Source organism: Protaetiibacter larvae, from assembly GCF_008365275.1.
Classification (GTDB): Bacteria; Actinomycetota; Actinomycetes; order Actinomycetales; family Microbacteriaceae; genus Homoserinibacter; species Homoserinibacter larvae.
On the sequence record NZ_CP043504.1, the window covers coordinates 2,387,589 to 2,409,229 of the forward strand.

At 71.1% G+C, this 21,641-nt stretch carries 19 protein-coding genes; 6 read left to right on the top strand and 13 right to left on the bottom strand.

Annotated elements, in window-relative coordinates; genetic code table 11:
* Positions 1 to 5: 5 nt before the first annotated feature.
* Positions 6 to 479 carry an alternate-type signal peptide domain-containing protein gene (locus tag FLP23_RS11290; protein ID WP_168200439.1) on the bottom strand — a complete coding sequence of 158 codons (474 nt, stop codon included), beginning with the start codon at positions 477 to 479 and terminating at the stop codon, positions 6 to 8.
* A gap of 419 nt (positions 480 to 898) precedes the next feature.
* On the opposite strand from FLP23_RS11290, the gene FLP23_RS11295 reads away from it, so the two are divergent.
* Both FLP23_RS11295 and glgB read left to right on the top strand, forming a co-directional pair.
* The gene (locus FLP23_RS11295; protein WP_425468260.1) at positions 899 to 2,908 is read left to right on the top strand and encodes an alpha-1,4-glucan--maltose-1-phosphate maltosyltransferase; all 2,010 of its coding nucleotides are present in this window, start codon (positions 899 to 901) and stop codon (positions 2,906 to 2,908) included.
* A gap of 1 nt (position 2,909) precedes the next feature.
* On the top strand, positions 2,910 to 5,063 hold the full coding sequence (gene glgB / locus FLP23_RS11300) for a 1,4-alpha-glucan branching protein GlgB (protein ID WP_149325951.1): 2,154 nt from the start codon (positions 2,910 to 2,912) through the stop codon (positions 5,061 to 5,063).
* A gap of 13 nt (positions 5,064 to 5,076) precedes the next feature.
* Here glgB and FLP23_RS11305 read toward each other — a convergent pair whose 3' ends face one another.
* Together FLP23_RS11305 and FLP23_RS11310 are read right to left on the bottom strand one after the other, a co-directional pair.
* Positions 5,077 to 5,988: a tetratricopeptide repeat protein gene (locus FLP23_RS11305; protein ID WP_149325952.1), complete on the bottom strand. Its 912-nt coding sequence runs from the start codon at positions 5,986 to 5,988 to the stop codon at positions 5,077 to 5,079.
* Positions 5,989 to 5,993: 5 nt separating this feature from the next.
* Complete coding sequence (locus tag FLP23_RS11310; protein WP_149325953.1) at positions 5,994 to 7,733, bottom strand: DUF8094 domain-containing protein; 1,740 nt, start codon at positions 7,731 to 7,733, stop codon at positions 5,994 to 5,996.
* 302 nt (positions 7,734 to 8,035) lie between these two features.
* Here FLP23_RS11310 and FLP23_RS11315 point away from each other — a divergent pair, with 302 nt between their 5' ends.
* Both FLP23_RS11315 and FLP23_RS11320 read left to right on the top strand, forming a co-directional pair.
* Positions 8,036 to 10,246, top strand: coding sequence for a hypothetical protein (locus FLP23_RS11315; protein WP_149325954.1), 2,211 nt, complete (start codon positions 8,036 to 8,038; stop codon positions 10,244 to 10,246).
* A gap of 49 nt (positions 10,247 to 10,295) precedes the next feature.
* Positions 10,296 to 11,357 carry an AI-2E family transporter gene (locus FLP23_RS11320; protein WP_149325955.1) on the top strand — a complete coding sequence of 354 codons (1,062 nt, stop codon included), beginning with the start codon at positions 10,296 to 10,298 and terminating at the stop codon, positions 11,355 to 11,357.
* Positions 11,358 to 11,363: 6 nt separating this feature from the next.
* Here FLP23_RS11320 and FLP23_RS11325 read toward each other — a convergent pair whose 3' ends face one another.
* From FLP23_RS11325 to pyrH, 9 genes are all read right to left on the bottom strand, one after another.
* Entirely contained in the window at positions 11,364 to 12,074 is a 711-nt protein-coding gene (locus FLP23_RS11325; RefSeq protein ID WP_210414051.1) for an alpha/beta hydrolase, read from the bottom strand.
* 2 nt (positions 12,075 to 12,076) lie between these two features.
* On the bottom strand, positions 12,077 to 12,376 hold the full coding sequence (locus tag FLP23_RS11330) for a hypothetical protein (protein WP_149325956.1): 300 nt from the start codon (positions 12,374 to 12,376) through the stop codon (positions 12,077 to 12,079).
* A gap of 43 nt (positions 12,377 to 12,419) precedes the next feature.
* A complete protein-coding gene (locus FLP23_RS11335; protein WP_149325957.1) occupies positions 12,420 to 14,174 on the bottom strand; it encodes a cation:proton antiporter in 1,755 nt (584 codons plus the stop codon).
* Between the two features lie 49 nt (positions 14,175 to 14,223).
* A complete protein-coding gene (locus FLP23_RS11340) occupies positions 14,224 to 14,883 on the bottom strand; it encodes an aggregation-promoting factor C-terminal-like domain-containing protein (RefSeq protein ID WP_246139981.1) in 660 nt (219 codons plus the stop codon).
* An 80-nt stretch (positions 14,884 to 14,963) separates the two neighbouring features.
* Positions 14,964 to 15,509 (bottom strand): DivIVA domain-containing protein, encoded by a 546-nt coding sequence (locus FLP23_RS11345; protein ID WP_149326303.1) that lies wholly within the window; start codon positions 15,507 to 15,509, stop codon positions 14,964 to 14,966.
* Between the two features lie 40 nt (positions 15,510 to 15,549).
* On the bottom strand, positions 15,550 to 16,524 hold the full coding sequence (locus FLP23_RS11350) for a phosphatidate cytidylyltransferase (protein ID WP_149325958.1): 975 nt from the start codon (positions 16,522 to 16,524) through the stop codon (positions 15,550 to 15,552).
* The gene (gene frr / locus FLP23_RS11355; protein ID WP_149325959.1) at positions 16,524 to 17,075 is read right to left on the bottom strand and encodes a ribosome recycling factor; all 552 of its coding nucleotides are present in this window, start codon (positions 17,073 to 17,075) and stop codon (positions 16,524 to 16,526) included. The genes FLP23_RS11350 and frr overlap by 1 nt, the downstream gene beginning before the upstream one ends.
* Positions 17,076 to 17,130: 55 nt before the next feature.
* The gene (locus tag FLP23_RS11360) at positions 17,131 to 17,994 is read right to left on the bottom strand and encodes a DUF3097 domain-containing protein (RefSeq protein WP_149325960.1); all 864 of its coding nucleotides are present in this window, start codon (positions 17,992 to 17,994) and stop codon (positions 17,131 to 17,133) included.
* Positions 17,991 to 18,719: a UMP kinase gene (gene pyrH, locus FLP23_RS11365; protein WP_149325961.1), complete on the bottom strand. Its 729-nt coding sequence runs from the start codon at positions 18,717 to 18,719 to the stop codon at positions 17,991 to 17,993. The genes FLP23_RS11360 and pyrH overlap by 4 nt, the downstream gene beginning before the upstream one ends.
* A gap of 86 nt (positions 18,720 to 18,805) precedes the next feature.
* On the opposite strand from pyrH, the gene FLP23_RS11370 reads away from it, so the two are divergent.
* Together FLP23_RS11370 and FLP23_RS11375 are read left to right on the top strand one after the other, a co-directional pair.
* On the top strand, positions 18,806 to 19,234 hold the full coding sequence (locus FLP23_RS11370) for a cupin domain-containing protein (RefSeq protein WP_149325962.1): 429 nt from the start codon (positions 18,806 to 18,808) through the stop codon (positions 19,232 to 19,234).
* A 90-nt stretch (positions 19,235 to 19,324) separates the two neighbouring features.
* Complete coding sequence (locus FLP23_RS11375) at positions 19,325 to 20,668, top strand: virginiamycin B lyase family protein (protein ID WP_149325963.1); 1,344 nt, start codon at positions 19,325 to 19,327, stop codon at positions 20,666 to 20,668.
* Between the two features lie 145 nt (positions 20,669 to 20,813).
* On the opposite strand, the gene tsf is transcribed toward FLP23_RS11375, so the two are convergent.
* Entirely contained in the window at positions 20,814 to 21,641 is an 828-nt protein-coding gene (gene tsf, locus FLP23_RS11380; protein ID WP_149325964.1) for a translation elongation factor Ts, read from the bottom strand.

Genomic DNA, 21,641 nt, shown 5'->3' on the forward strand with positions numbered 1-21,641 from the left:
CAGGATCAGACCTGGGTCGCGGTGATGACCACGTCGCCGAGGTTGACGGTCTCGTCCTCGTGGGTCGTGGAGCTCGAGGCGAAGGCCACGACGACGGTGACGACGACGGCGTAGTCGCCCTCGTCCAGCGAGACGACGTCACCCGAGGCGTGGGCGGTTCCGTCGATGGTGTAGCTGTAGCTGACGCTCAGGTCGATGCCGCTCGCGGCCGGGAGGGTCGCGGAGAGGTCGACGTCGATGTTGTCGCCCAGCGCGGAGAGCGTGTACGCGGCGGTGTAGGTCGCGGTGTCACCGGGGACGATGTGGGAGATGCTGTCTGCCCAGCCCGCGGAGCCGGCGGTCAGCTCGAGGTGACCGGTCTGAACTGTCCCCGCGGCGACCGTGGCCGACTCGTTCCAGTACGCGAGGGTGCCGGCGCCACCCATGAGGAGGGCGATGCCCGCGGCGGTGGCGATGCCCGCCTTGGTGAGCTTGTTCATTTCAGGCTTCCTTTCGGTGATGCCGTTCTGTTTCCCGGCGCGCCGAATGGCGCGCGAGCGCGCGGCATCGATGCGTTCGGGTGTTGTGAGCCGGTTTGCGGGCTTCGCACGTCGGCTGAGGTCTGAGATATCCCCCACTAGCAACCGTAGAGTCCGCATTAGGGAGGACAAAGGGGACGCGGCCGCCCCATTGCGGGGGTCACCATTCTGCCGCGACGACAAATTGTTATATGCCTCTGACCAGGGAAAACATCGAACGCGCAGGTGCCTCAGGGGACATTCTCAGCCTCATTTTCGGGGTACAGAGGTCTCCCCGGGGGACGAATCGGACAGACAAGAGGGTCTACCAGGCACCCTGTACCCCGACCGTCGGATCGTCGCTGCCCGGCGGGCCCGCTCCGAGGCGCTACGGTCAAGGGGTGAGCACCGCGCACTCCCAGCCGACCCCGACGGTGCGGTCGGCGCGGATCGGACGCATCCCGATCCGCGACCTCGCGCCTCAGCAGCCCGAGAACCGCTGGCCGGCGAAGTCGTACCTCGGCGAGGTCGTGCCGTTCGAGGCGACCGTCTTCCGTGAGGGCCACGGCATCATCGGCGCCGAGCTGCTGCTCACCGACCCGAGCGGCGGCGAGACCGTTCACCCGATGCGCCTCACCGGCGCCGGCACCGATCGCTGGCGCGCCGAGCTGCGCGCCGAGACGACCGGCCGCCATCGCTACCGGGTGCGCGCCTACAGCGACGACTGGGCCAGCTGGCTGCACGCCGCCACCATCAAGCTCGGCGCGGGTGACGAACCCGAGCTGATCTTCGCCATGGGGGCCGAACTGCTCGAGCGGGTCAGCGGCAAGATCGCATCCGATGCGCGTGCCGCGCTGCTCGACGCCACCGCCACCCCCGCCGAGCGGCTCAAGGTCGCCACCGACCGCCGTGTGGTCGCCGCGATCGCGCGCCACCCCATCCGCTCGCTCGTCACCGAGTCCGAGACGATCGAGTTGCAGGTCGAGCGCGCTCGAGCCGCCGTCGGATCCTGGTACGAGTTCTTCCCGCGCTCCGAGGGCGCCAAGCGCCAGCGCGACGGCAGCTGGAAGAGCGGCACCTTCCGCACGGCCGCGAAGCGCCTGCCCGGGGTGGCCGCCATGGGATTCGACGTCGTGTACCTGCCGCCCATCCATCCCATCGGCCGCACCTTCCGCAAGGGTCCCAACAACTCGACGGTCGCCGGCCCCCTCGACCCGGGCAGCCCGTGGGCGATCGGGGCCGCAGAGGGCGGGCACGACGCCATCCATCCCGACCTCGGCACCCTCACCGACTTCCGGTACTTCCTCAAGCAGGCGGCCGCGAACGGCATCGAGATCGCCCTCGACCTCGCCCTGCAGTGCTCACCCGACCACCCCTGGGTCGCCGAGCACCCCGAGTGGTTCACCCAGCGCCCGGACGGCTCGATCGCCTACGCCGAGAACCCGCCGAAGAAGTACCAGGACATCTACCCCCTCAACTTCGATCGCGACCCCGTGGGGCTCCGCGCCGAGGTGCTGCGCCTCGTGGAGCTCTGGATCGAGCGCGGCATCCGCATCTTCCGCGTCGACAACCCGCACACCAAACCGCTCGACTTCTGGGAGTGGCTGCTCGGCGAGGTCGCCGCGCGCCACCCCGATGTGGTGTTCCTCGCCGAGGCCTTCACCCGGCCACCCATGCTGCACTCGCTCGCCGGGGCCGGCTTCCACCAGTCCTACAGCTACTTCACCTGGCGCAACACCAAGACGGAGCTCGAGGAGTTCCTCGGCGAGATCTCGGGGCGGTCCGCCGACTACCTGCGGCCGAACCTCTTCGTCAACACCCCCGACATCCTCACCGAGTACCTGCAGTTCGGGGGGAAGGCCGCCTACAAGGTGCGCGCGGCGATCGCCGCCACCGCCTCCCCCAGCTGGGGCGTCTACGCCGGCTACGAGCTCTTCGAGGATGTCGCGCGCCCGGGCTCGGAAGAGAACATCGACAACGAGAAGTACGAGTACAAGCAGCGCGACTGGGAGAAGGCGTCCGCCGCCGGCCACAGCCTCGCGCCCTACCTGACGCTGCTCAACCAGGCGCGCGCCGAGCATCCCGCGCTCGGGCAGCTGCGGGGACTCTCCCTGCACTGGAGCGACGACGACGCCGTGCTCGTCTACTCGAAGAGCCTCGACGGCGCGTTCACCCCGACGGGGCGCCGCGACACCGTGATCGTCGTCGCCAACGTCGACCCGCACTCGGTGCGCGAGACGATGGTCTACCTCGACCTCGCGGCCCTGGGGCTCTCCCCCGGCGACAGCTTCGTCGTGCGCGACCTCGTCACGGGCGCCCGATGGACGTGGGGCGAGGCCAACTACGTGCGTCTCGACGCCTTCACCGAACCGGTGCACATCCTCGCGGTCGAACCGCAGAAGGGACGCTGACATGCTGCCTGCCCTCGACCCCGGTCTCGTCGCGAGCCTCGTCGAGGGGCGGCATCCGCGCCCGCACGACTGGCTGGGGGCGCACCCGGTCGCGGGCGGCTGGGTGATCCGGGCGCTGCGTCCGCTCGCGAAGACCGTCACGGCAGTGCGCGCCGACGGCACGAAGGTGACGCTCGCCCACCTCGACCGCGGGCTCTGGCAGGGCTTCGCGCCGGACCCGGGGCAGGCCTACGAGCTGCTCACGAGCTACCCCGAGGGGCCCGAGTGGCGCAGCGACGACCCGTACCGCTTCGTGCCGTCGATCGGCGAGATCGACCTGTTCCTGTGGGGCGAAGGTCGCCACGAGCAGCTCTGGCACGTCTTCGGCGCGCACGTGAAGACCCACGAGGGCGTCGCCGGCACCGGTTTCGTGGTGTGGGCGCCGCACGCCCAGGCGGTCCGTGTGGTCGGCGACTTCAACTCCTGGGACGGTGTCGGCCACACCCTGCGCCGACTCGACGACAACGGCGTGTGGGAGCTCTTCGTGCCGGGCGTCGGCGCGGGCGGCGTCTACAAGTTCCAGCTGCTCACCCGATCCGGCGAGTGGGTCACGCGGGCCGACCCGATGGCGCGCTACACCGAGGTGCCGCCCTCGACGGGATCCGTCATCGGGCACAGCGCGTACCACTGGGGCGACGGCGACTGGCTCGCCCGACGCGGCGCCGGCGACCCCCACCACGGCCCGATGAGCGTCTACGAGCTGCACCTCGGCTCCTGGCGACCCGGGCTCGGCTACCGGGCGGCCGCGGATGAGCTCATCGAGTATGTGACGGAGCTCGGCTTCACGCACGTCGAGTTCCTGCCGCTCGCCGAGCACCCCTTCGGCGGATCCTGGGGCTACCAGGTGACCGGCTACTACGCGCCGACCAGCCGCTTCGGCCACCCCGACGACTTCCGCTTCCTCGTCGACCGCCTGCATCAGGCGGGCATCGGCGTGATCATGGACTGGGTGCCCGCGCATTTCCCCAAGGACGAGTGGGCGCTCGCCCGCTTCGACGGCGAGCCGCTCTACGAGCACTCCGACCCCCGCGTGGGCGAGCATCCCGACTGGGGCACCCTGGTGTTCGACTTCGGCCACTCCCAGGTGCGCAACTTCCTCGTCGCGAACGCCCTGTACTGGCTCGAGGAGTTCCACATCGACGGGCTGCGCGTGGATGCCGTCGCGAGCATGCTATACCGCGACTACTCCCGCAAGGAGGGCGAGTGGTTCCCCAACATCCACGGGGGCCGCGAGAACCTCGAGGCGATCTCCTTCCTGCAGGAGGTGAACGCGACCGCCTACAAGCGCAACCCGGGCATCGTGATGATCGCCGAGGAGTCCACCTCCTGGGGCGGGGTGACGCACCCCACCACCTCGGGCGGGCTCGGCTTCGGGCTCAAGTGGAACATGGGCTGGATGCACGACTCGCTGCAGTACATCCACGAGGACCCGATGTGGCGCGGCGATCACCACAACGACATCACCTTCAGCTTCCTGTACGCCTTCAGCGAGGCGTTCCTGCTGCCCATCAGCCACGACGAGGTCGTGCACGGCAAGGGCTCGCTGCTGTCGAAGATGCCGGGCGACCAGTGGCAGAAGCTCGCCAACGTGCGCGCCTACCTCGCCTTCATGTGGGCGCACCCCGGCAAGCAGCTGCTGTTCATGGGGTCCGAGTTCGGCCAGCCGTCCGAGTGGTCGGAGCAGCGCGGACTCGACTGGTGGATCCTCGAGCAGCCCGCGCACCAGGCGCTGTCCCGACTCGTGGCGCAGCTCAACCGCGTCTACCGCGATACCCCGGCACTGTGGGAGCTCGACGCGAGCCCCGACGGCTTCGCATGGATCACGAGCGACCCGGGATCGAACGTCGTCGCCTTCCTGCGCCGCTCGCGCTCGGGCGAACAGCTCGCCTGCATCGTCAACTTCGGCGGCAACCCGGTGGGCCCGTACCGCGTGGGGCTGCCGACCGCGGGCGACTGGGTCGAGGTGCTCAACTCGGACGCTGGCGACTTCGGCGGATCCGGGGTCGGCAACCTCGGTCGCGTGACGGCCGAGGCGCACCCCTGGCACGGTCAGCCCGCCTCGGTCGAGCTCACCCTGCCGCCGCTCGGCGCGCTCTACCTCGTCCGGGCCGCCTGACGCCGCAGGCGACTCAGTACAGGAGCGCGGCGAGGGCGCGACGCGCAGCCACGACCCGCGGGTCCTCGCCGCCGGCGATCTCGAAGTAGTCGAGCAGGCGGGTGCGGATGCGGTCGCGATCCGCGGGGCCTGCGGAGGGGAAGAGCTCGAGGAGTCGTCCGAAGGCGTCCTCGAGATGCCCGCCGCTGACGTCGAGGTCGGCGACGGCGAGCTGGGCGTCGAGATCGTCGCGCCGGGCGGCGGCGGCATCCCGGATCTCGCCGGCCGACACGCCCGTCAGGCGGTCGAGCAGCGACACCTGCGCGAGGCCGGCAACCGCGAGCTGGTCGCGGGGGTTCTCGACGAGCGCCTTGCGGTACGCGGCGATGGCCGTCGGGTAGTCGCCGGCCTCGATCGCGTCGTAGGCCTCCTGGTGGTGGGGCGGCAGCGGCTCCTCCACGGGTTCGGCCGCATCGTCGGCGCCCTCCGCGGGGACGGTCCCGGTGACGCCGTTCTCGGCGGCGAGCTGCAGGAGTTCGTCGAGCACCTGCCGCACCTCGGCATCCGAGGGGATGCCGACGAAGAGGCTCACGGGCCGACCGCCGATGACCGCGGCCACCGTGGGCACCTCGCGCACCTGGAAGGCCTGCGCGAGCTGCGGGTTGACGCTCGCGTCGACGACGACGAGCACGAGGCGCCCGCCGTACGACTCGACGACCGCTCCCAGAGCGGGAGCGAGTCCCGGGGCGATGAGCTCCACCACCACGGGGACGCGCTGGGAGAGCTCGAGCACGCTCGAGAACTCCGCATCGGAGGTCTCGATGACGAGCGGCGACGCCGCCCGCTCCCCCGCGGCTGCGGGTGCGGGTGCGGGTGCGGCGGAACGCCTCACGAGTGCGGACAGGTCGACGGCACCGCGAAGGCTCGCGGGGGGCAGATCGCTCACGTGCTCTACGGTACTTCGCTCGCCGCCACGAGACCCTGTGTGAAGCCGAGAACACGGATCTTCTGGTCGCTCGCGGTGAGCGCGGGCACGTAGAAGAGCACCTGCATGCCGTACTCGGCCGCGATGCCCTTCGTCGTCGTCTGCTTCCCCGAGAGCGCCTTGACGGCACCCGTCGGGCTGACCGCGGCGCCCGCCTCGGCCGGCCTGACCGTCTCGGTCTCGCGCAGATCCACCGCGACGATGGCCCCCGTGTCGTTGGTGGCGAAGGCGTACGGCTCCTCGCCGCCGACGGCACTCGTGAAGTCGATCACCGCATTCGGGAGCGCGCCGCGACGCTGCGTCTTGTAGTCGGCGCCGAAGGTCTCGCGCAGCAGGTCGTTCTCCGCGTCGAAGTGCTCCGTGTACGCGGAGGCGTCGCCGTTGATGAGGATGTCGCCGTACTCGCTCGCGAGCTGGTCGGGGGTGTACGCCAGGAGCTTGTTGTCGGGGCCGAGCCGCGCAGCTCCCAGGTCGACGGGGGCCACCTCGGGAACAGACTGCGTGAGCCGCACCAGATAGTGCACCTTGTACGTGTCGCGCGGGGTCTCCTGCACGAACATGAGGCCGTACTCGGCGTCGCTGTCGTCACCGACGCCCGACACCGCGGCGAAGACCACGCGAGGCCACTCGTGGCGCTGCTGAGGCAGGATCACGCTCACCGATCCGGTCGGGAAGGCCGGCGTCGCCGTGATCGCGCCGTCGGCGCCGCGCGCGGCGTAGTTGGCGGTGCGCAGCTCGAGCGCGGGGCCCGCGAGGCGCTCGGCGGCGAGGGTCGCGTCACGCGCCTCGTCGGCACCCGCAACCGACTCCGCCGCCGCGGAGACGATCCGGGTGAACTGGCCCTTCGTGACGACGGGCGGATCGACCGCGGCGACCGCGGCGTCCGTCGCACTCGGCGAGGCGGTCGGCACGGCGGAGCCGTCGGCCGTGCAGGCGCTCAATGCGAGCGCGCCGACGAGCAGCAGCGGGACCGCGACGAAGGCGCGACGGCGACCGTGGGCGGTCGGCTCCGGACCTCCCGCGGTGATCGCGGGGCGACGCGGTGCCGGGCGCAGCTGCGCCGGGCGCGGCGGCTTCGGCATCTTGGGGGTCTTGCGGCGGGGTCCGCGGCGCCGACGCGCGTGCACGAGCGCCCAGATGAGCACGATGAGCCCCGCGAGCAGCACGGCCACGCCGCCGATCACGAGCGGGCCCGACCACGGCGTGGCATTCTTGAGCGGCCAGGTGATGGAGATGTCGGCGGGCGCGGCGGCCTCGCCGTCCGAGGCGATCAGCAGCGACACGTCCGCGGGCACGTTGATCGAGTGCGCGACCGTGCCGGTGCCCGTGAACTCCTGGATCCACAGGTCGCTTCCGACGGGCGACACGGCGTCGCTCGCGAGGCCGGGGTGGGCGCTCGCGACGAGGTCGGCGCCCTGCTCGTCGATGGCGACGCTCGTCGAGGGCGCGTCGCCGATCCAGGCGGTGATGTCGTCGGTACGAGCGATCGCGATGAAGACGTCGCCGGAACCCGAGACCTCGATGCGCTGCGTGCCCGGGTGGGCGTTGAGCGCTGCGCCGTCGAGCACGGTGAACGGCGCGTCGCCGTCGACCGCCACCGACGCGGTGACGTGGTCAGGACCCAGGAAGATGGTGCGCTGCGCGATGCCGAGGCCGATGGCCACGAACGACACCACGAAGAGCACGATCGCGAGTACGAATCGCACGGATGAACTCCTCTCGAGCTGCCACACGGACGTGTCCGCGCGATCCGCCGGACGACTCTCGGGGCGGATCCCCACCCTCGGGTGTGCGGCAGGGCAGCAGGCAAAGACACCCCAGATTAGCGGAAGACCGCCCCTTCTCCCCGGACAGCGCCCGGGAGCACCCTGGGAGTCCGCTGACCTGCGCCCCGCCGACCCCCGATTCTCGGGGCGGCAGCGTTCATGGGTGCCGATTACACTCGGGAGGGTTCCCCGCCTCCCGTGGCGGGCCAGGACCTCCAGGTTTCCCCGAGCGAGGAGCACACGTGGCGGCAGACGACGCTGGTTTCAGCACAGAGCTTCGCGGCTACAAGAAGGACGAGGTCGATCAGTCGGTCGCCGCCCTGCGCCGCGATCTCATCAAGGCCAACGCGGATCGCAGCGACGCCCTCAAGGAGGTCAAGCGCCTGCAGGCGCTCGCCGAGGATCTCCAGGCGGAGCTCGACGAGGTCGGGAGCCCCACCTACTCGGGCCTCGGAACCAAGCTCGAGAACACCCTCCGCGTCGCCGAGGAGCAGTCGACGCGCCTCATCGCCCAAGCTGACATCGACGCGGAGCGGCTGCGGCTCTCCGTGCAGCAGGAGGTCGACGCCCTGCGCGCGGACGCCGCCGAGACCGCGACCCGGCTCGTCGCCGATGCGCAGGCTCAGGCGGACCTGATCCTGACCGGCGCACACGACGAGGCCGAGGCGATCGTCACCCGCGCCGCGAACGACAGCGAGGCGACCACGCAGGAGGCGCTGCGCGAGGCTGCCGCCATCCGCGGCGCCGTGGCGACCGAGGTCGCCGAGACGCGCGCGGCGGGACGCCGCGAGGTGTCCGCCCTGCGCGCGGAGGCCGAGCGCGAGGTCGCCGAACTGCGCGTCGTGGCGCAGCGCGAGGTCGCCGAGGCGCGCGAGGCGGCTGCCCAGCTGGCTCGCGACACCGAGCGCGGACGCGTCGAGTTCGACGCGGAGAACGCCCGCAGCCGTGCCGAACTCGCCCGCGACCTCGAGCAGGGGCGCACGGAGCTCGAGCGCGACATCGCGGATCAGCGCGAGGCGCTGCGCATCGACACCGAGGCCGCGAACGCGGCCCTCGCCGCCGAGACCCAGCGCGCCCGCGCCGAGCTCGACGCCGCGACCGCCGCCGACCGGGCAGCGCTCGCGCAGGAGACGGCAGCGGCGCGCGCGGCCCTCGAGACGGAGATCGCCCAGCGCCGTGCCGCCCTCGAGACCGAGGCGGCGAATGCGCGTGCGGCGCTCGAGTCGGAGCTCGCCCGCGCCCGCGCCGACTGGCAGACGGAGCTCGCGACCGCGCGCGGTGCCCTCGCCGCCGAGATCGAGACCGCGCGCGCCGAGCTCGACGCCGAGCAGAGCGCCGCCCGCTCCGCGCTCGAGGCGGAGCAGGCCATCGCGCGGAACGCTCTCGAGAACGAGCTCAGCACCGCGAAGGCGACCCTCGCCGCCGAGCTCGCCGCGGCCCGCGAGGCGCACGACGCCGAGCTGTCCGGGGCGCGCGCCGTGTTCACGACGGAGACGACGACCGCGCGCAGCGCGCTCGAGACGGAGCTCACCCAGGCCCGCGGCGCACAGGAGACCGAGCTCGCCGCCGCGAAGGCGGCCTGGGAGGCGGAGGAGACCGCTGCTCGCGAGTCGTGGGCGGCGGAACTGCAGAGCGCGCGCGAGAGCCTCGCCGCCGAGCTCGCCGCCGCGCGCGCCGAGTCCGAGCAGCAGATCGCGCAGGCCCGCGCCACGCTCGCCTCCGACGTCGAACGCGAACGCACCGATGTCGCGCGCGAGGCGGCCCGCATCCGCGCCGAGCTCGCCGCGGAGCAGCAGACGACCGCCGCCCGCCTCGCCCACGAGAAGTCCGAGCAGGCGTCCCGCCTGCTCGCCGAGGCCGAGCAGGCCCGCGCCGACCTCGACACCGAGCTCGCCGCGCGCCGCGATGAGGCCGAGAAGGACTACCTGACCAAGCATCAGGAGGCCGCGGCGAGCACCCAGAAGTACCTCGACGAGGCGACCGCCCAGCTGCAGGAGGCGAGCGCGCGCGCCGCCGAGAAGCGCGCCGAAGTGGAGAAGCTGCAGACCGTCGGCATCGCCGAGGCGAAGCGGATCTCCGAAGACGCGCGCACCGAGGCCCAGAAGGCCGTTCGCGACGCCGAGGCGTCGGCCAAGCGGATCGTCTCGGAAGCCCAGGAGCAGGCGCGCGCGCTCATCGCGGAGGCCGAAGACCGGCTCGCGAAGATCCGGGTGGAGCGCGAAGCCGTCGCCGGGTACTTCGAGGGCTTGCGCGGGCTGCTCGCGGGCGCCGACAAGCTCGCCCCGGTGCACGACGACTTCCCGGTGCCCGCCGACGAGGCGGCGCCCGAGGCGGAGGCGGAGGCGGACGCCGAGGCGGAGGAGCTGCCCGCAGCGCCCGCGGCGGACGACACGGACGAGGCCGACGAGACCGAGAACACGCGCCAGACCGCGCACGCCGCCACCGAGGCCTGACGCTAGCCTGTCCCTACATCCCGCGGGAAGCGGGTGGGAAGGGCAGGCGATGAAGATCCAGAACGCATTCCGCCTCGGTCTGTTCGGCGGTCTCGGCGTGCTCGTCGCCGTCGTCATCGGCGCCGGGATCGGCAACCTCGCCACGATCCTCACCTACGTGGGCGCCGCGCTGTTCCTCGCACTCGGCGTCGACCCGGCCGTGTCCTTCCTCGCCCGCCACAAGGTGCCCCGCTCGCTCGCCATCGTGATCGTGCTCGCGGTGATCCTGGGCGTGTTCGCCGGCTTCATCTTCGCGATCATCCCGGTGATCGCCGACCAGGTGGGCGCCCTCATCCAGCAGGTGCCGGACCTGGTGGCGACGCTCACCGACCAGACCGCCGTGCAGCAGTGGTGGAACTCCACCATCCCGTGGCTCGACTACGAGAAGGTCGTGCAGGGCATCGAGGACTTCTTCACCGACAACCTGCAGGCGATCACGACAGGCGTGCTGTCGACGGCGCTGACGATCGCGAGCGGCGTCTTCGGGGGCCTCATCGTGCTCATCCTCATGCTGTACTTCGTGGCCTCGCTCGGCAGCATCAAGCGCGCGCTGTACCAGCTGGTCCCCGCCTCGAAGCGCGAGAAGTTCATCGACATCTCGGAGCAGATCTCCACCTCGGTCGGGCGCTACGTCATCGGTCAGGTCGCGCTCGGGCTCTGCAACGGCGTGCTCACCTTCCTGTTCCTCACCGTGCTCGGCTGGATCCTGCAGAACCAGATCGAGTACAGCGCCCTGCTGGCGTTCATCGCCTTCCTGTTCTCGCTCGTGCCGCTCGTGGGCACCATCACGGGGTCGATCATCATCACCCTGCTCGTGTGGGTGTTCGACGGCCCGCCCGCCGTGTTCGTCGTCGGCATCTGGTACCTCGTCTACATGCAGATCGAGGCGTACGTGCTGAGCCCCAACATCATGAATCGCGCCGTCAAGGTGCCCGGCGTCGTGGTCGTGATCGCGGCGCTCGCCGGCGGCACCCTGCTCGGCATCCTCGGCGCGCTCGTGGCGATCCCCGTCGCGGCGTCGATCCTGCTCATCGTGAAGCAGGTCATCATCCCGCGCCAGAACGAGCTCTGAGCCCGGTCAGCTCCCCCACGTCGTCGGCAGCGGCAGCGCCGCGGGGTTCAGCTGCCGCACGATCTCGCTCAGCACGCGCGAGGTCTGCTTCTCCCCCACCCAGAGGTGCTTGCCGCCCTCGACGGGCACGAGCTCGGCCTCCGGCACCGCGGCGAAACGCTCGGCGGCCTCCGCGGGCCGCAGATAATCGTCGAGCTCGGGCACGACCGCGACGAGCCGCCTGCCGCTTCCCGCCCAGGCGGCCACCTCGTCGGCGCTCGTGCGGTGCAGCGGCGGCGACAGCAGGATGGCGCCCTCGATGGGATGCTCGAGCCCGTACTTGAGCGCCACCTCGGTGCCAAACGACCACCCCAGCAGCCACGGCGCGGGGAGTCCGCGGCCGGTCACGAAGGCCATCGCCGCCGCGAGGTCGAGGCGCTCGTCGACACCCCCGCCGAACGAACCCTCGCTCGTGCCGCGCGGCGAGGTGACGCCCCGGAAGTTGAAGCGCAGCACGGCGAGCTCGGCCAGCGCGGGAAGCCGCGCGGCGGCCTTGCGGATGATGTGCGAATCCATGAAGCCGCCGTGCGTGGGCAGCGGGTGCAGGCACACGAGGGTCGCCACCGGGTCGGCCGTCTCCGGCAGCGCGAGCTCGCCGACGAGGGTGAGCCCGTCCGCCGTGCGCAACTCGACGTCCTCCCGGAACGCGGGCAGCTCGACGCCGCCGGTGATCTCGATGCTCACGCGCGGATCCTCCAGCAATGCGTGTGCCAGTGGCGCCGATCGGCGAGATCGGCGTCCTCCCCGAACAGGCCGTCGGCACGCCACGCCACGAGGTGGGGCGTGCCGGGCGCGATGACGAGCCCGCATCCGGGGCAGCTGTACTCCTTGGCGGCGGCCGCCGCGCTCTGCGGTTGCACATTCCACACGCCGTCCCGCCGGCTCTCGGTGTGACGCGCCCCGCCGAGGATCCGTTCCAGGTCGAGCGGCTCGGGCTCCTCGTCCCGGCGGCCCTTGCGCGGGTGCGAGGAACGAGGCATGCCTCGAGTCTACGAAACCGATTCGCCGGGACGCCCGCGGCGGCTAATCGCGCCCGCCGTTGTCGATCTGCTCGAGCCGCGCCTCCTCGAGGTCCAGCAGGGACTGCGCCCGCTGCAGGATGCGCGAGGGGTAGGTTCCGCGCGAGCGCGCCTCGATCAGCACGTCCCGCTCCGCCGCCAGCACCTCGCGCCGCAGCGAGCGGTACTGCTGGTGCGGGGAGTGCACGATGCCGTCGACCTCATCAGCATGCTGTGCCCGCTCCCACGCCGACGCCGAGGCGAGGAGGGTGTCCGAACGCACGCGATCGATCACCTCGGGATCCACCAGATGCCCCTCCACCGTGACCTCGCCCTGGTCCAGCACGGCGACCCCCGCGGTCGACATCTCCTCGAGGAGCGCGGCCAGCTCGCGCCGATCCGCCGCGCGATCGGTGCCGCGGATGCGCGTCAGCCGGATCACGAGCGGCAAGGTGCCGCCCTGCACGAGCAAGGTGGCGATCGCGACCGTGAACGCGATCAGCACGAGCTGCTCGTAGTAGGGCGTGTTCCGCGGCAACGACTGGGCGGCGGCGAGCGTGACGACGCCGCGCATGCCCGCCCAGCCGAGCACGATCCCGCCCCGCCATCCGAGGCCTTCGGCCTTCAGCTCGGCGAGGTCGTTGCGCCGCCGATCGATGCGACGCACCACCTGCTCGCGGCGGCGCTCGATCCGCTGATTGCCCATCCCCGTCATCGACTGGACGCGATCGAGCGTGCGTTGCAGCATGCCCTGGCGCTCGTCGATGCGCTGCTCGCGGCGTCGCATGAGGAACACGAGCGGCCAGACGAAGACGTAGCGCGTGAGGATGAGCAACCCCGTCATCAGCAGTCCCAGAGCCACCGCCTCGACGCTCGAGAGCTTCTCCTGATGGACGTCGGAGATGATCGTCGAGATCTGCGCCCCCATGACCAGGAACACGCCGTTCTCGAGCACGAACTGGACGGTGCTCCAGTTGAAACGCTCCGAGATCCGCGACGACGCCGTCAGAGCCGTCGCGCTGCGATGGCCGCTGTAGAGACCCGCGGCGACGACCGAGATGACGCCCGAGCCGTGCAGCTCCTCCGCGGGGATGAAGGCGATGAACGGCACCGCGAACGAGATCGCGGTGTCGAGCATCGGATTGTCGAGCTTGCGGCGCACCCAGACCGCGATGATGCCCACGAAGACGCCGATCGCGATCGCCACCACGACGGCGTAGAAGAAGTCGCCGATCGCGTTCCACGCCACGAACTCGGCCCCCTGGGCGGTGAGCGCGGTCGCCGCGATCGCCGAGCGCAGCAGCACGAGCGCGGTCGCGTCGTTGACGAGCCCCTCGCCCTCGAGGATCGAGAGGAGGCGAGCGGGCAGCCCGATCCGCCGGGCGATCGAGGTGGCAGCCACGACATCCGTCGGCGAGATGACCGCCCCGATCGCGATCGCGGCGGCCAGATCGAGATCCGGGAGGATCATGTACAGCACGAAACCCGTGACGAAGGCGCTCGCCACCACGAGCCCCACCGAGAGCACCGTGATCGTGGACAGGTTGCGCCGGAAATCCAGGAACGGAACCTTGATCGCCGCCGCGTAGAGCAGCGGCGGCAGCACGCCGAACAGGATGAGGTCGGGCTCGATGTCGATCGGTGGCACCCCCGGGATGAGGCTGTACCCGACGCCGATCACCACGAGGATCAGCGGAGCCGCGACCCCGAGCCGTGGCGCCCAGGCCGCCGCCGACACGACGGCGACGATGCCGGCGATCGCGACGAGGGCGTACTCCATACTCGATGCTACCGAGCCGAGCGCCCCCGCTCAGCCGCACGGGCGAGGATCAGTACCAGCCGCGCGACTGCGACTTCCCCCAGGCCCCGCACGGCGTGCTGTAGCGGCCCGCGATGTAGCCGAGGCCCCAGGTGATCTGGGTGGCGGGGTTGGTGGCCCAGTCGGCACCCGCGCTCGCCATCTTCTCGCCCGGGAGCGCCTGCGGGATCCCGTAGGCGCCGGAGCTCTTGTTGTGCGCGTAGACGTTCCAGTGGGATTCCTTGTTCCACAGCGCGACCAGGCAGTCGTACTCGGCCTGATCCCAGCCCCGCGCGAGCACGAGCTCGTGGGCGATCGCCTGAGCGGACCCCGGATCCGGCGTCCCCGCGGCGGGCGCGGACGGTCGGGGCGGGGCGAGCTTCACGATCGTGAACGCGTCGCGAGAGTGGCCGAGCTCCGCCACATCCGCGATCCGAAGCGTCTGGCCGTCGGCCGGTCCGCCCGCCGCGGCGAGCCTGCCGGCCGCGAGGGTGGATGCCGAGCTGAGCCCCGTCGGCTCCACCAGGAGCACCGCGACGAGGCCGATCGACGCGAGGTAGGCGAACAGCCCGAGCGCCCAGCGGGGGCGCCCGACGAGGGTGCGCGAGCCGGCCTGCGGGCGGGCGCGCGCGACCGCATCCGCCTGCACGGGCGGTGCGAGGAGGGCCCCCCGGCGCCTGAATCCGCTCACAGTCGCACAAGTGTACCCACGGAAACGGAGAAGGTCGTGGGTGCGGGAGCGCGAAGCCCCCCGAAGACGGGCCGCCGGGCTCAGCGCACGGCGAGCATCACGCGGGTCACGGTGTCGAGCAGGTAGTCCACCTGCGACTCCCGGTAGCCGCCGCGCTGCGGCCGGAAGGCGACCGTGCGCACATCCTCGGGGGTGAGCGCGGTGCCGCTCTGGAAGTATCCGGCGATCCGGTCCGCGAAGGCGTCGACGTCGCGCACCGAGTACCCGAGCGTGAACACGCTCACGCGCGCGAAGCGCTTCCCGGCCGGGCGGACGCTGCGGTCCAGGATCGCCTGAGCCGTTGCCCGCGCCTCCGCGTACCAGGCCTCATCGCCCTGCTCGGCGATCCGCCGCTCGCGCTCACGCGCCGCGAACGCGTCCTCCAGGCGCTCGAGCGCGGCATCCACGTGCGTCGTCGAGTAGCCGCCCTTGCGCATCGAGAACGCGGTCGTGCGGATGCTGTCCGCGTCGATGCCGCCCGCGCCCGACGGGTCCGCGGTGTACGCGCGGCGCGCATCCTCGAGGAAGTCCTCGACCTCGTCGATGTCGTAGCCGGGGCGCCCCTTGCGGGCGCGCGGGAAGGTCATGCTCACCGCTCCAGTCTACCGACCGGGCGCGGAGGACTCCTCAATGGAAGATGAGGAAGAAGGCGTACGCGACGGCCGCCGACGGCAGAATCGAGTCGAGCCGGTCGAGGAAGCCGCCGTGCCCGGGAAGCCAGCCCGAGATGTCCTTGATGCCGAGCTCGCGCTTGATGAGCGACTCGATGAGGTCGCCCATCGTGCCGACCAGCATGAGCACGAGGCCCATGATGGTGCCCTCCCACCACGGCTGACCGAGCATGAGCCAGGCGAGCAGCGAGCCCGCGATCATGGCCGCGAGGGCTGCCCCCGCGAAACCCTCCCAGGTCTTCTTGGGGCTGATCCTGGGTGCCATCGGGTGCTTGCCGAAGGTGAGCCCCGATGCGTACGCGCCGACATCCGTCGTCACCACGATGATGAGCGCGGCGAGCACCCACCAGCGGCCGCCGTCCTCCCCCGCGAGCACCACGTAGAAGCCCGCCATGAAGCTGACGTACAGCTGCACGAGCACGCCCGCGCCGATGTCGCCGAGCACCGAGAGCGCACCCGTGCGGTGGCTCGGTCGCGCGAGCTCCGCCAGGCGCCACAGCGTGATCACGAGGATCGCGGCGAGGATCGCCAGCCACAACCCCGGCACATGGAAGAAGAAGGCGACCGGAAGCACGCCGATGCCGACCACCACGGATGCCACCCGCGGCACGTCGCGCCCGACGGCGCGCAGCGCGCTCGAGAGCTCGAACACCGTGAAGCCGACGAGGGCCGCCGCGAACGGGATGAACAGCCACGGGGTGATCAGCAGGCTCGCGAGCAGGATCCCGCCGAGTCCCACCCCGATCGCGATCGCGGCGAGCAGATTGCGCCCCGTCCGCGCCTTGATCTTCTCCTGCGTGGCGTCGAACTGGTCGCGGGCCGCCTTGACCTGAGCCTCGAACTCGTCGCGCGCGTGCTGCGCGTGCAGCTCGAAATCCTCGCGGGCGCTGCGTTTCCGGGATGCGCCGTCGTCGTCGGGTTCGGCGTGCATCAGACCTCGAGGAGCTCGGCTTCCTTGCGCTTGAGCGCCTCGTCGATCGCCTCGACGTGGGTCTTGGTGAGCGCGTCGAGCTCCTTCTCGGCGCGGGCCACCTCGTCCTCGCCGACCTCCTTGGTGGCGTCGAGGTCGTCCTTCGCCTTGCGACGAACGTTGCGGATGGCGACCTTGGCGTCCTCGCCCTTGGCCCGCACGATCTTGACGTACTCCTTGCGGCGGTCCTCGGTGAGCTCGGGCATCGTCACCCGGATGATCGTGCCGTCGTTGCTCGGGGTCGCGCCGAGGTTCGGGAAGTTGACGATGGCCTTCTCGATCTCCTTGAGCGCGGCCTTGTCGTAGGGGGTGATGACGAGGGTGCGCGCCTCGGGATTCTGCAGGCCGGCGAGCTGACCGAGCGGGGTGGGGGTGCCGTAGTAGTCGACGAGGATCTTCTGGAACAGGGCGGGGTTCGCGCGCCCCGTGCGCACCGTGGCGAAGTCGTCGCGGGCCACCTCGACGGCCCGGTTCATCTTGTCCTTGGCCTCGGCGAGAACGTCACTGATCACGGCGGCTCCTTACATCCCAGCAGACTCCCCCCAGCTTAGTGATCCCCGCGAGATGTCAGTTGTTGCGGGATCCGGGGCCGAATTCTGCAGCTTCTGACATCTCGGCGGATGTGACGTGGTCGATGAGGCGCTCGACGGGGCCGAGGAAGGCGGGGTCGAGGTCGGTGTAGGTGCGGACTGTCGCGAGGATGCGCTGCCAGGCGTGCGCGATGTCCGCTTGGGTGTCGTGGGGCCAGCCGAAGGCGGCGCAGATGCCGTGCTTCCAGTCGGTGCCGCGCGGGATCACGGGCCAGGCGCGGATGCCGAGACGCTCGGGGCGGATGGCCTGCCAGACGTCGATGAAGGGGTGGCCGACGATCAGCGTGTGCTCCCCCGCGAGCTGCTGCGCGATCCGGGACTCCTTCGAGCCGGGCACGAGGTGATCCACAAGCACGCCGATGCGACGGGCGGGTCCCGGCCGGAACTCGGCGAGCGCGGCGGGTAGGTGATCCACGCCCTCCAGATACTCGACAACGACACCCTCCACGCGCAGGTCGGCGCCCCACACCTTCTCCACGAGCTCGGCGTCGTGCCTGCCCTCCACGTAGATGCGGCTCGCCCGGGCGACCCGGGCCCGCTGACCCGCGACGGCGCGCGAGCCGGATGCCGTGAGCAGCCGCCCCTGCGGTCCGGCAATCGGCGGGCTGAGGATCACGGCCGCGCCCTCCACGAGGAACCCGCCGCCGAGCGGGAACCAGCGCACGCGACCGTGGCGATCCTCGAGCCCGACGTTGCCCTTCTCCACGCGCACCACGGCGCCCACGAAGCCGTCGACGAGCTCGACCACGAGGCCCGGCTGCGCCTCGACGCGTGGCACCTGCGTCCGCCCGCGGGCACGCCAGTCGCCGGCGAGCACGTCGCCGTCGTAGCGGTCGGTCACGCCGTGACCAGCGTGCCGATGTGCTCGCCCTGTAGCGCCTTGGTGATGTTGCCGGCGGGCTCCATACCGAACACGAGCATCGGCATCCCGTTGTCCATGCACAGGCTGAACGCGGTCGAGTCGACCACCTTGAGGCCCTGCACGAGCGCCTCCTGGTAGCTGATGCGGTCGAGCTTGGTGGCGTTCGGATCCTTGCGGGGGTCGGCCGTGTAGACGCCGTCGACGCCGTTCTTGGCGACCAGCACGGCGTCCGCGCCGATCTCGAGGGCGCGCTGGGCGCTCACGGTGTCGGTCGAGAAGTACGGCAGGCCGGCGCCCGCGCCGAAGATGACGACGCGGCCCTTCTCGAGGTGCCGCTCGGCGCGCAGCGGGATGTAGGGCTCGGCCACCTGAGTCATCGAGATCGCCGACTGCACGCGCACCTGGGCGCCGGCCTGCTCGAGGAAGTCCTGCAGGGCGAGGGCGTTCATGACGGTGCCGAGCATGCCCATGTAGTCGGCGCGGCCGCGGTCCATGCCGCGCTGGCTGAGCTCGGCGCCGCGGAAGAAGTTGCCACCGCCCACGACCACCGCGACCTCCACCCCGCCCGCGTCGTCGGGGCTCTTCGGGGTGGCCGCCGCGATCTCGCGTGCGATGCCGCTCACCACATCCGGGTTCACGCCGAGGGATCCGGCGCCGAACGCCTCACCCGAGAGCTTGAGCAGGACGCGGCGGCGCTTCGACATGGGTGTCCTTCCGGGGGGATGCGGGCCGGTGGGCCGGATCCAGAGTACCCGAGGGCGGCGTCGGAGCCGGGAGCTAGAGTGCCGCCATGAGCGACTACCAGGTGCTGCAGATCGGCGGGCTCGACGAGTGGCGCGGCCACTACGGCGGATTCCGGCCGTCGACGTCTCGCGACGGCCGGCGGGTGGTCGATCACGAGCTCTCGATGCAGTACATCGGGCTCACCGCGAACGCACTCGAGCCCGGCGAGGAGGCCGGCTATTGGCACGTGCACTCACGGATCGAGGAGCTGTACGTCTTCCTGGAGGGACTGGGACAGATGGGCCTGGACGACGACGTCGTCGACGTCGGGCCGGGCACCGTGATCCGGGTGGGCCAGGGCGTGTGGCGCAGCTGGCGCTGCGATGCCGCGAGCCCCGGCGAGTTGCGCTGGCTCTGCATCCGCGCGGGCGGCTCCGAGCTGCCCGAGTTCCCCGACGACAGCACCCGCGACGTCGAGCGTCCCTGGCCGTGGTGAGCGTCGCGCCCACTGCGGGTGCCGCCATCCCGTCAACGGGGGGTGCCCGTTTGCCGAGAGGCGCTCATCGGCGCGGATAACGTGGCGCGTATGCATCTCATCCGTCGCCGAGGGCTCCGTCCCGCGTACCTGGTGTTGTCAGCCCTCGTCCTCGGCGCCACGCTCACCGCTCTCACCTCACCCGCGTCCGCGCAGGCGGACCCGGGTGACGGCACCACGATCACGATCCCGGGGCACACCGGGGCGCGTGCTCTCGCCACGGGCCCCGACGGTGCGATCTGGGCGGTCGGCGGCCTCTCGGCGGGGGACTCCTGGGTGGTGCGACTGTCGCTCGACGGCACGATCCTGTCCGACATGCCGCTGGCGTCGGGCGCGATCCCCATCTCGATCGCTGAAGGCGCGGACGGACGGATGTGGATCGCATACGGCAACATCTCGACCGTCATCGCCATCGCCGCGGATGGAACGGTGAGCAGCTACGCAACCCCGAATCCCGCGAACGAGGTGATCATGGCCGGGCCGGACGACCGGATGTGGGTGCTCGGCATCAACCAGGTTGCGGTGATGACGCTCGACGGCGGCGTCGAGGCGACCATCCCGACAGGCAGCCAGCCGAGCGATCTCGTCGTCGGTTCGGACGGCTACATCTGGGTCAACAGCTTCGGTGACTCCACCCTCTTGCGGATCGACCCGGTGACCCGGGCTGTGAGCACGTTCGCCACGGTGGGACGCCCTGGCAACGGCCTCGCGGTGGGCCCCGACGGTGACATCTGGTACCCCAAGCTCATCGCCAGCACCATCGGCCACATGCCGGCTGCCGGCGGTGCCGAGACCACCATCCCTGCACCCGCGGCGAATCCCAACTATCTGCTCTTCGACTCCACCGGAACGCTCTGGGCGAGCTATCAGGGGTCCCTCGACCACGTCACCGCCACCACCGGTGCGACCACCATCGACTACCCGGTGGGAGACACGTCCTTCACCGCGCGCATGCTCGAGACCTCGGATGGGCGCATCTGGGTGGTCATGCTCGACGCCGCCGCGGCCTCCATCCGCATCATCGACCCTGTTCGGGCACCGACCTTGCGCGCGGATGCTCCCGCCGCGACCCTCGGCACCAGCTACGACGTGACGATCGGCCGCGGCGGGCAAGCGACGTTCTCGATCGACGAGGGCGCCCTTCCCGCCGGGCTCTCGCTTGATCCGGCGACGGGCCGCATCACGGGCGCACCGACCGCGCTCGCCTCCTCGAGCTTCCGCGTCACGGTCACGAACCCGCTCGGAACAGCGACGCGGACCTTCACCCTGACCGTCCTGCCTCCCACGGAGCTCGCGGAGACCGGTCCGACCGACGCCCTCGCCCCACTCGCGTTCGCGGTCGCGGCCCTGCTGGCGGGCACGGTGCTCGTCCGCGTGCGGCGCCGACACCCCTGAGGCTTCCGAGCCGATGGTCCGGTTTCGGCCGGATGGCACCCGCGAAAGCGCGCCATCCGGACGAAACCGCACCCGGAACGCGGCGAGGGGCCCCGGATCGCGCGGATCCGGGGCCCCTCGGGCGTGCGCGTGAGCGCGGTGCTGCCTAGGCGCCGACCTTGAACCGGGCGAAGCCCGTCACGGTCAGGCCGGCGTCGGCGAGGACCTTGCCGACGGTCAGCTTGTTGTCGCGGGCGTAGTCCTGCTCGAGCAGGGCCACCTGCTTGAAGAAGGCACCGAGGCGACCCTCGACGATCTTCGGCAGGGCGGCCTCCGGCTTGCCCTCCTCGCGGCTGATCTGCTCCACGATGCGACGCTCGTTGTCGACGTCGGCCGGGGGCACATCCTCCTTGCCGAGGTAGGTCGGGTCGGCGAAGGAGATGTGCTGCGCGATCGAGCGGGCGGTCTCCACGTCGTCACCGGTGTACGCGACCACGACGCCGATCTGCGGCGGCAGGTCCTTCGAGGTGCGGTGCAGGTAGACCGCGAACTTCTCGCCGGCGATCCGGGCCACGCGACGCAGCTCGATCTTCTCGCCGATGGTCGCAGCCTGGTCCTCGATGAGCGCGCCCACCGTGGTGCCGTCGACCGCGACCGCGAGGGCCGCATCCACCGTCTCGGCGCCCGAGTCGGCGAGGGCGGCGACGATCTTGTCGGCGAGGGCGATGAACTTCTCGTTCTTCGCCACGAAGTCGGTCTCGCAGGCGAGCTCGATGAGCGTCACCGCGGTGGCCGACTCGACGACGGCGACGAGGCCCTCGCTCGTGGAGCGGTCGGCACGCTTCGCGTTGCCCTTCGCTCCCTTGAGGCGCAGGATCTCGACGGCCTTCTCGATGTCGCCATCGGCCTCGACGAGAGCGTTCTTGGTGTCGACCATGCCGGTGCCGAGGCGCTCGCGCAGGGCCTTCACGTCTTCCAGGCTGAAGTTGGCCAT

Bases quoted from the DNA above. Each gene is read 5' to 3' on its own strand.
- FLP23_RS11335 (WP_149325957.1), bottom strand. From the start codon at position 14,174: ATGGAGTACGCCCTCGTCGCGATCGCCGGCATCGTCGCCGTCGTGTCG.
- pyrH (WP_149325961.1), bottom strand. From the start codon at position 18,719: ATGTCGAAGCGCCGCCGCGTCCTGCTCAAGCTCTCGGGTGAGGCGTTC.
- FLP23_RS11350 (WP_149325958.1), bottom strand. From the start codon at position 16,524: ATGCACGCCGAACCCGACGACGACGGCGCATCCCGGAAACGCAGCGCC.
- FLP23_RS11375 (WP_149325963.1), top strand. From the start codon at position 19,325: ATGCATCTCATCCGTCGCCGAGGGCTCCGTCCCGCGTACCTGGTGTTG.
- FLP23_RS11290 (WP_168200439.1), bottom strand. From the start codon at position 479: ATGAACAAGCTCACCAAGGCGGGCATCGCCACCGCCGCGGGCATCGCC.
- glgB (WP_149325951.1), top strand. From the start codon at position 2,910: ATGCTGCCTGCCCTCGACCCCGGTCTCGTCGCGAGCCTCGTCGAGGGG.
- FLP23_RS11320 (WP_149325955.1), top strand. From the start codon at position 10,296: ATGAAGATCCAGAACGCATTCCGCCTCGGTCTGTTCGGCGGTCTCGGC.
- FLP23_RS11370 (WP_149325962.1), top strand. From the start codon at position 18,806: ATGAGCGACTACCAGGTGCTGCAGATCGGCGGGCTCGACGAGTGGCGC.
- tsf (WP_149325964.1), bottom strand. From the start codon at position 21,641: ATGGCCAACTTCAGCCTGGAAGACGTGAAGGCCCTGCGCGAGCGCCTC.
- FLP23_RS11330 (WP_149325956.1), bottom strand. From the start codon at position 12,376: ATGCCTCGTTCCTCGCACCCGCGCAAGGGCCGCCGGGACGAGGAGCCC.
- FLP23_RS11345 (WP_149326303.1), bottom strand. From the start codon at position 15,509: ATGACCTTCCCGCGCGCCCGCAAGGGGCGCCCCGGCTACGACATCGAC.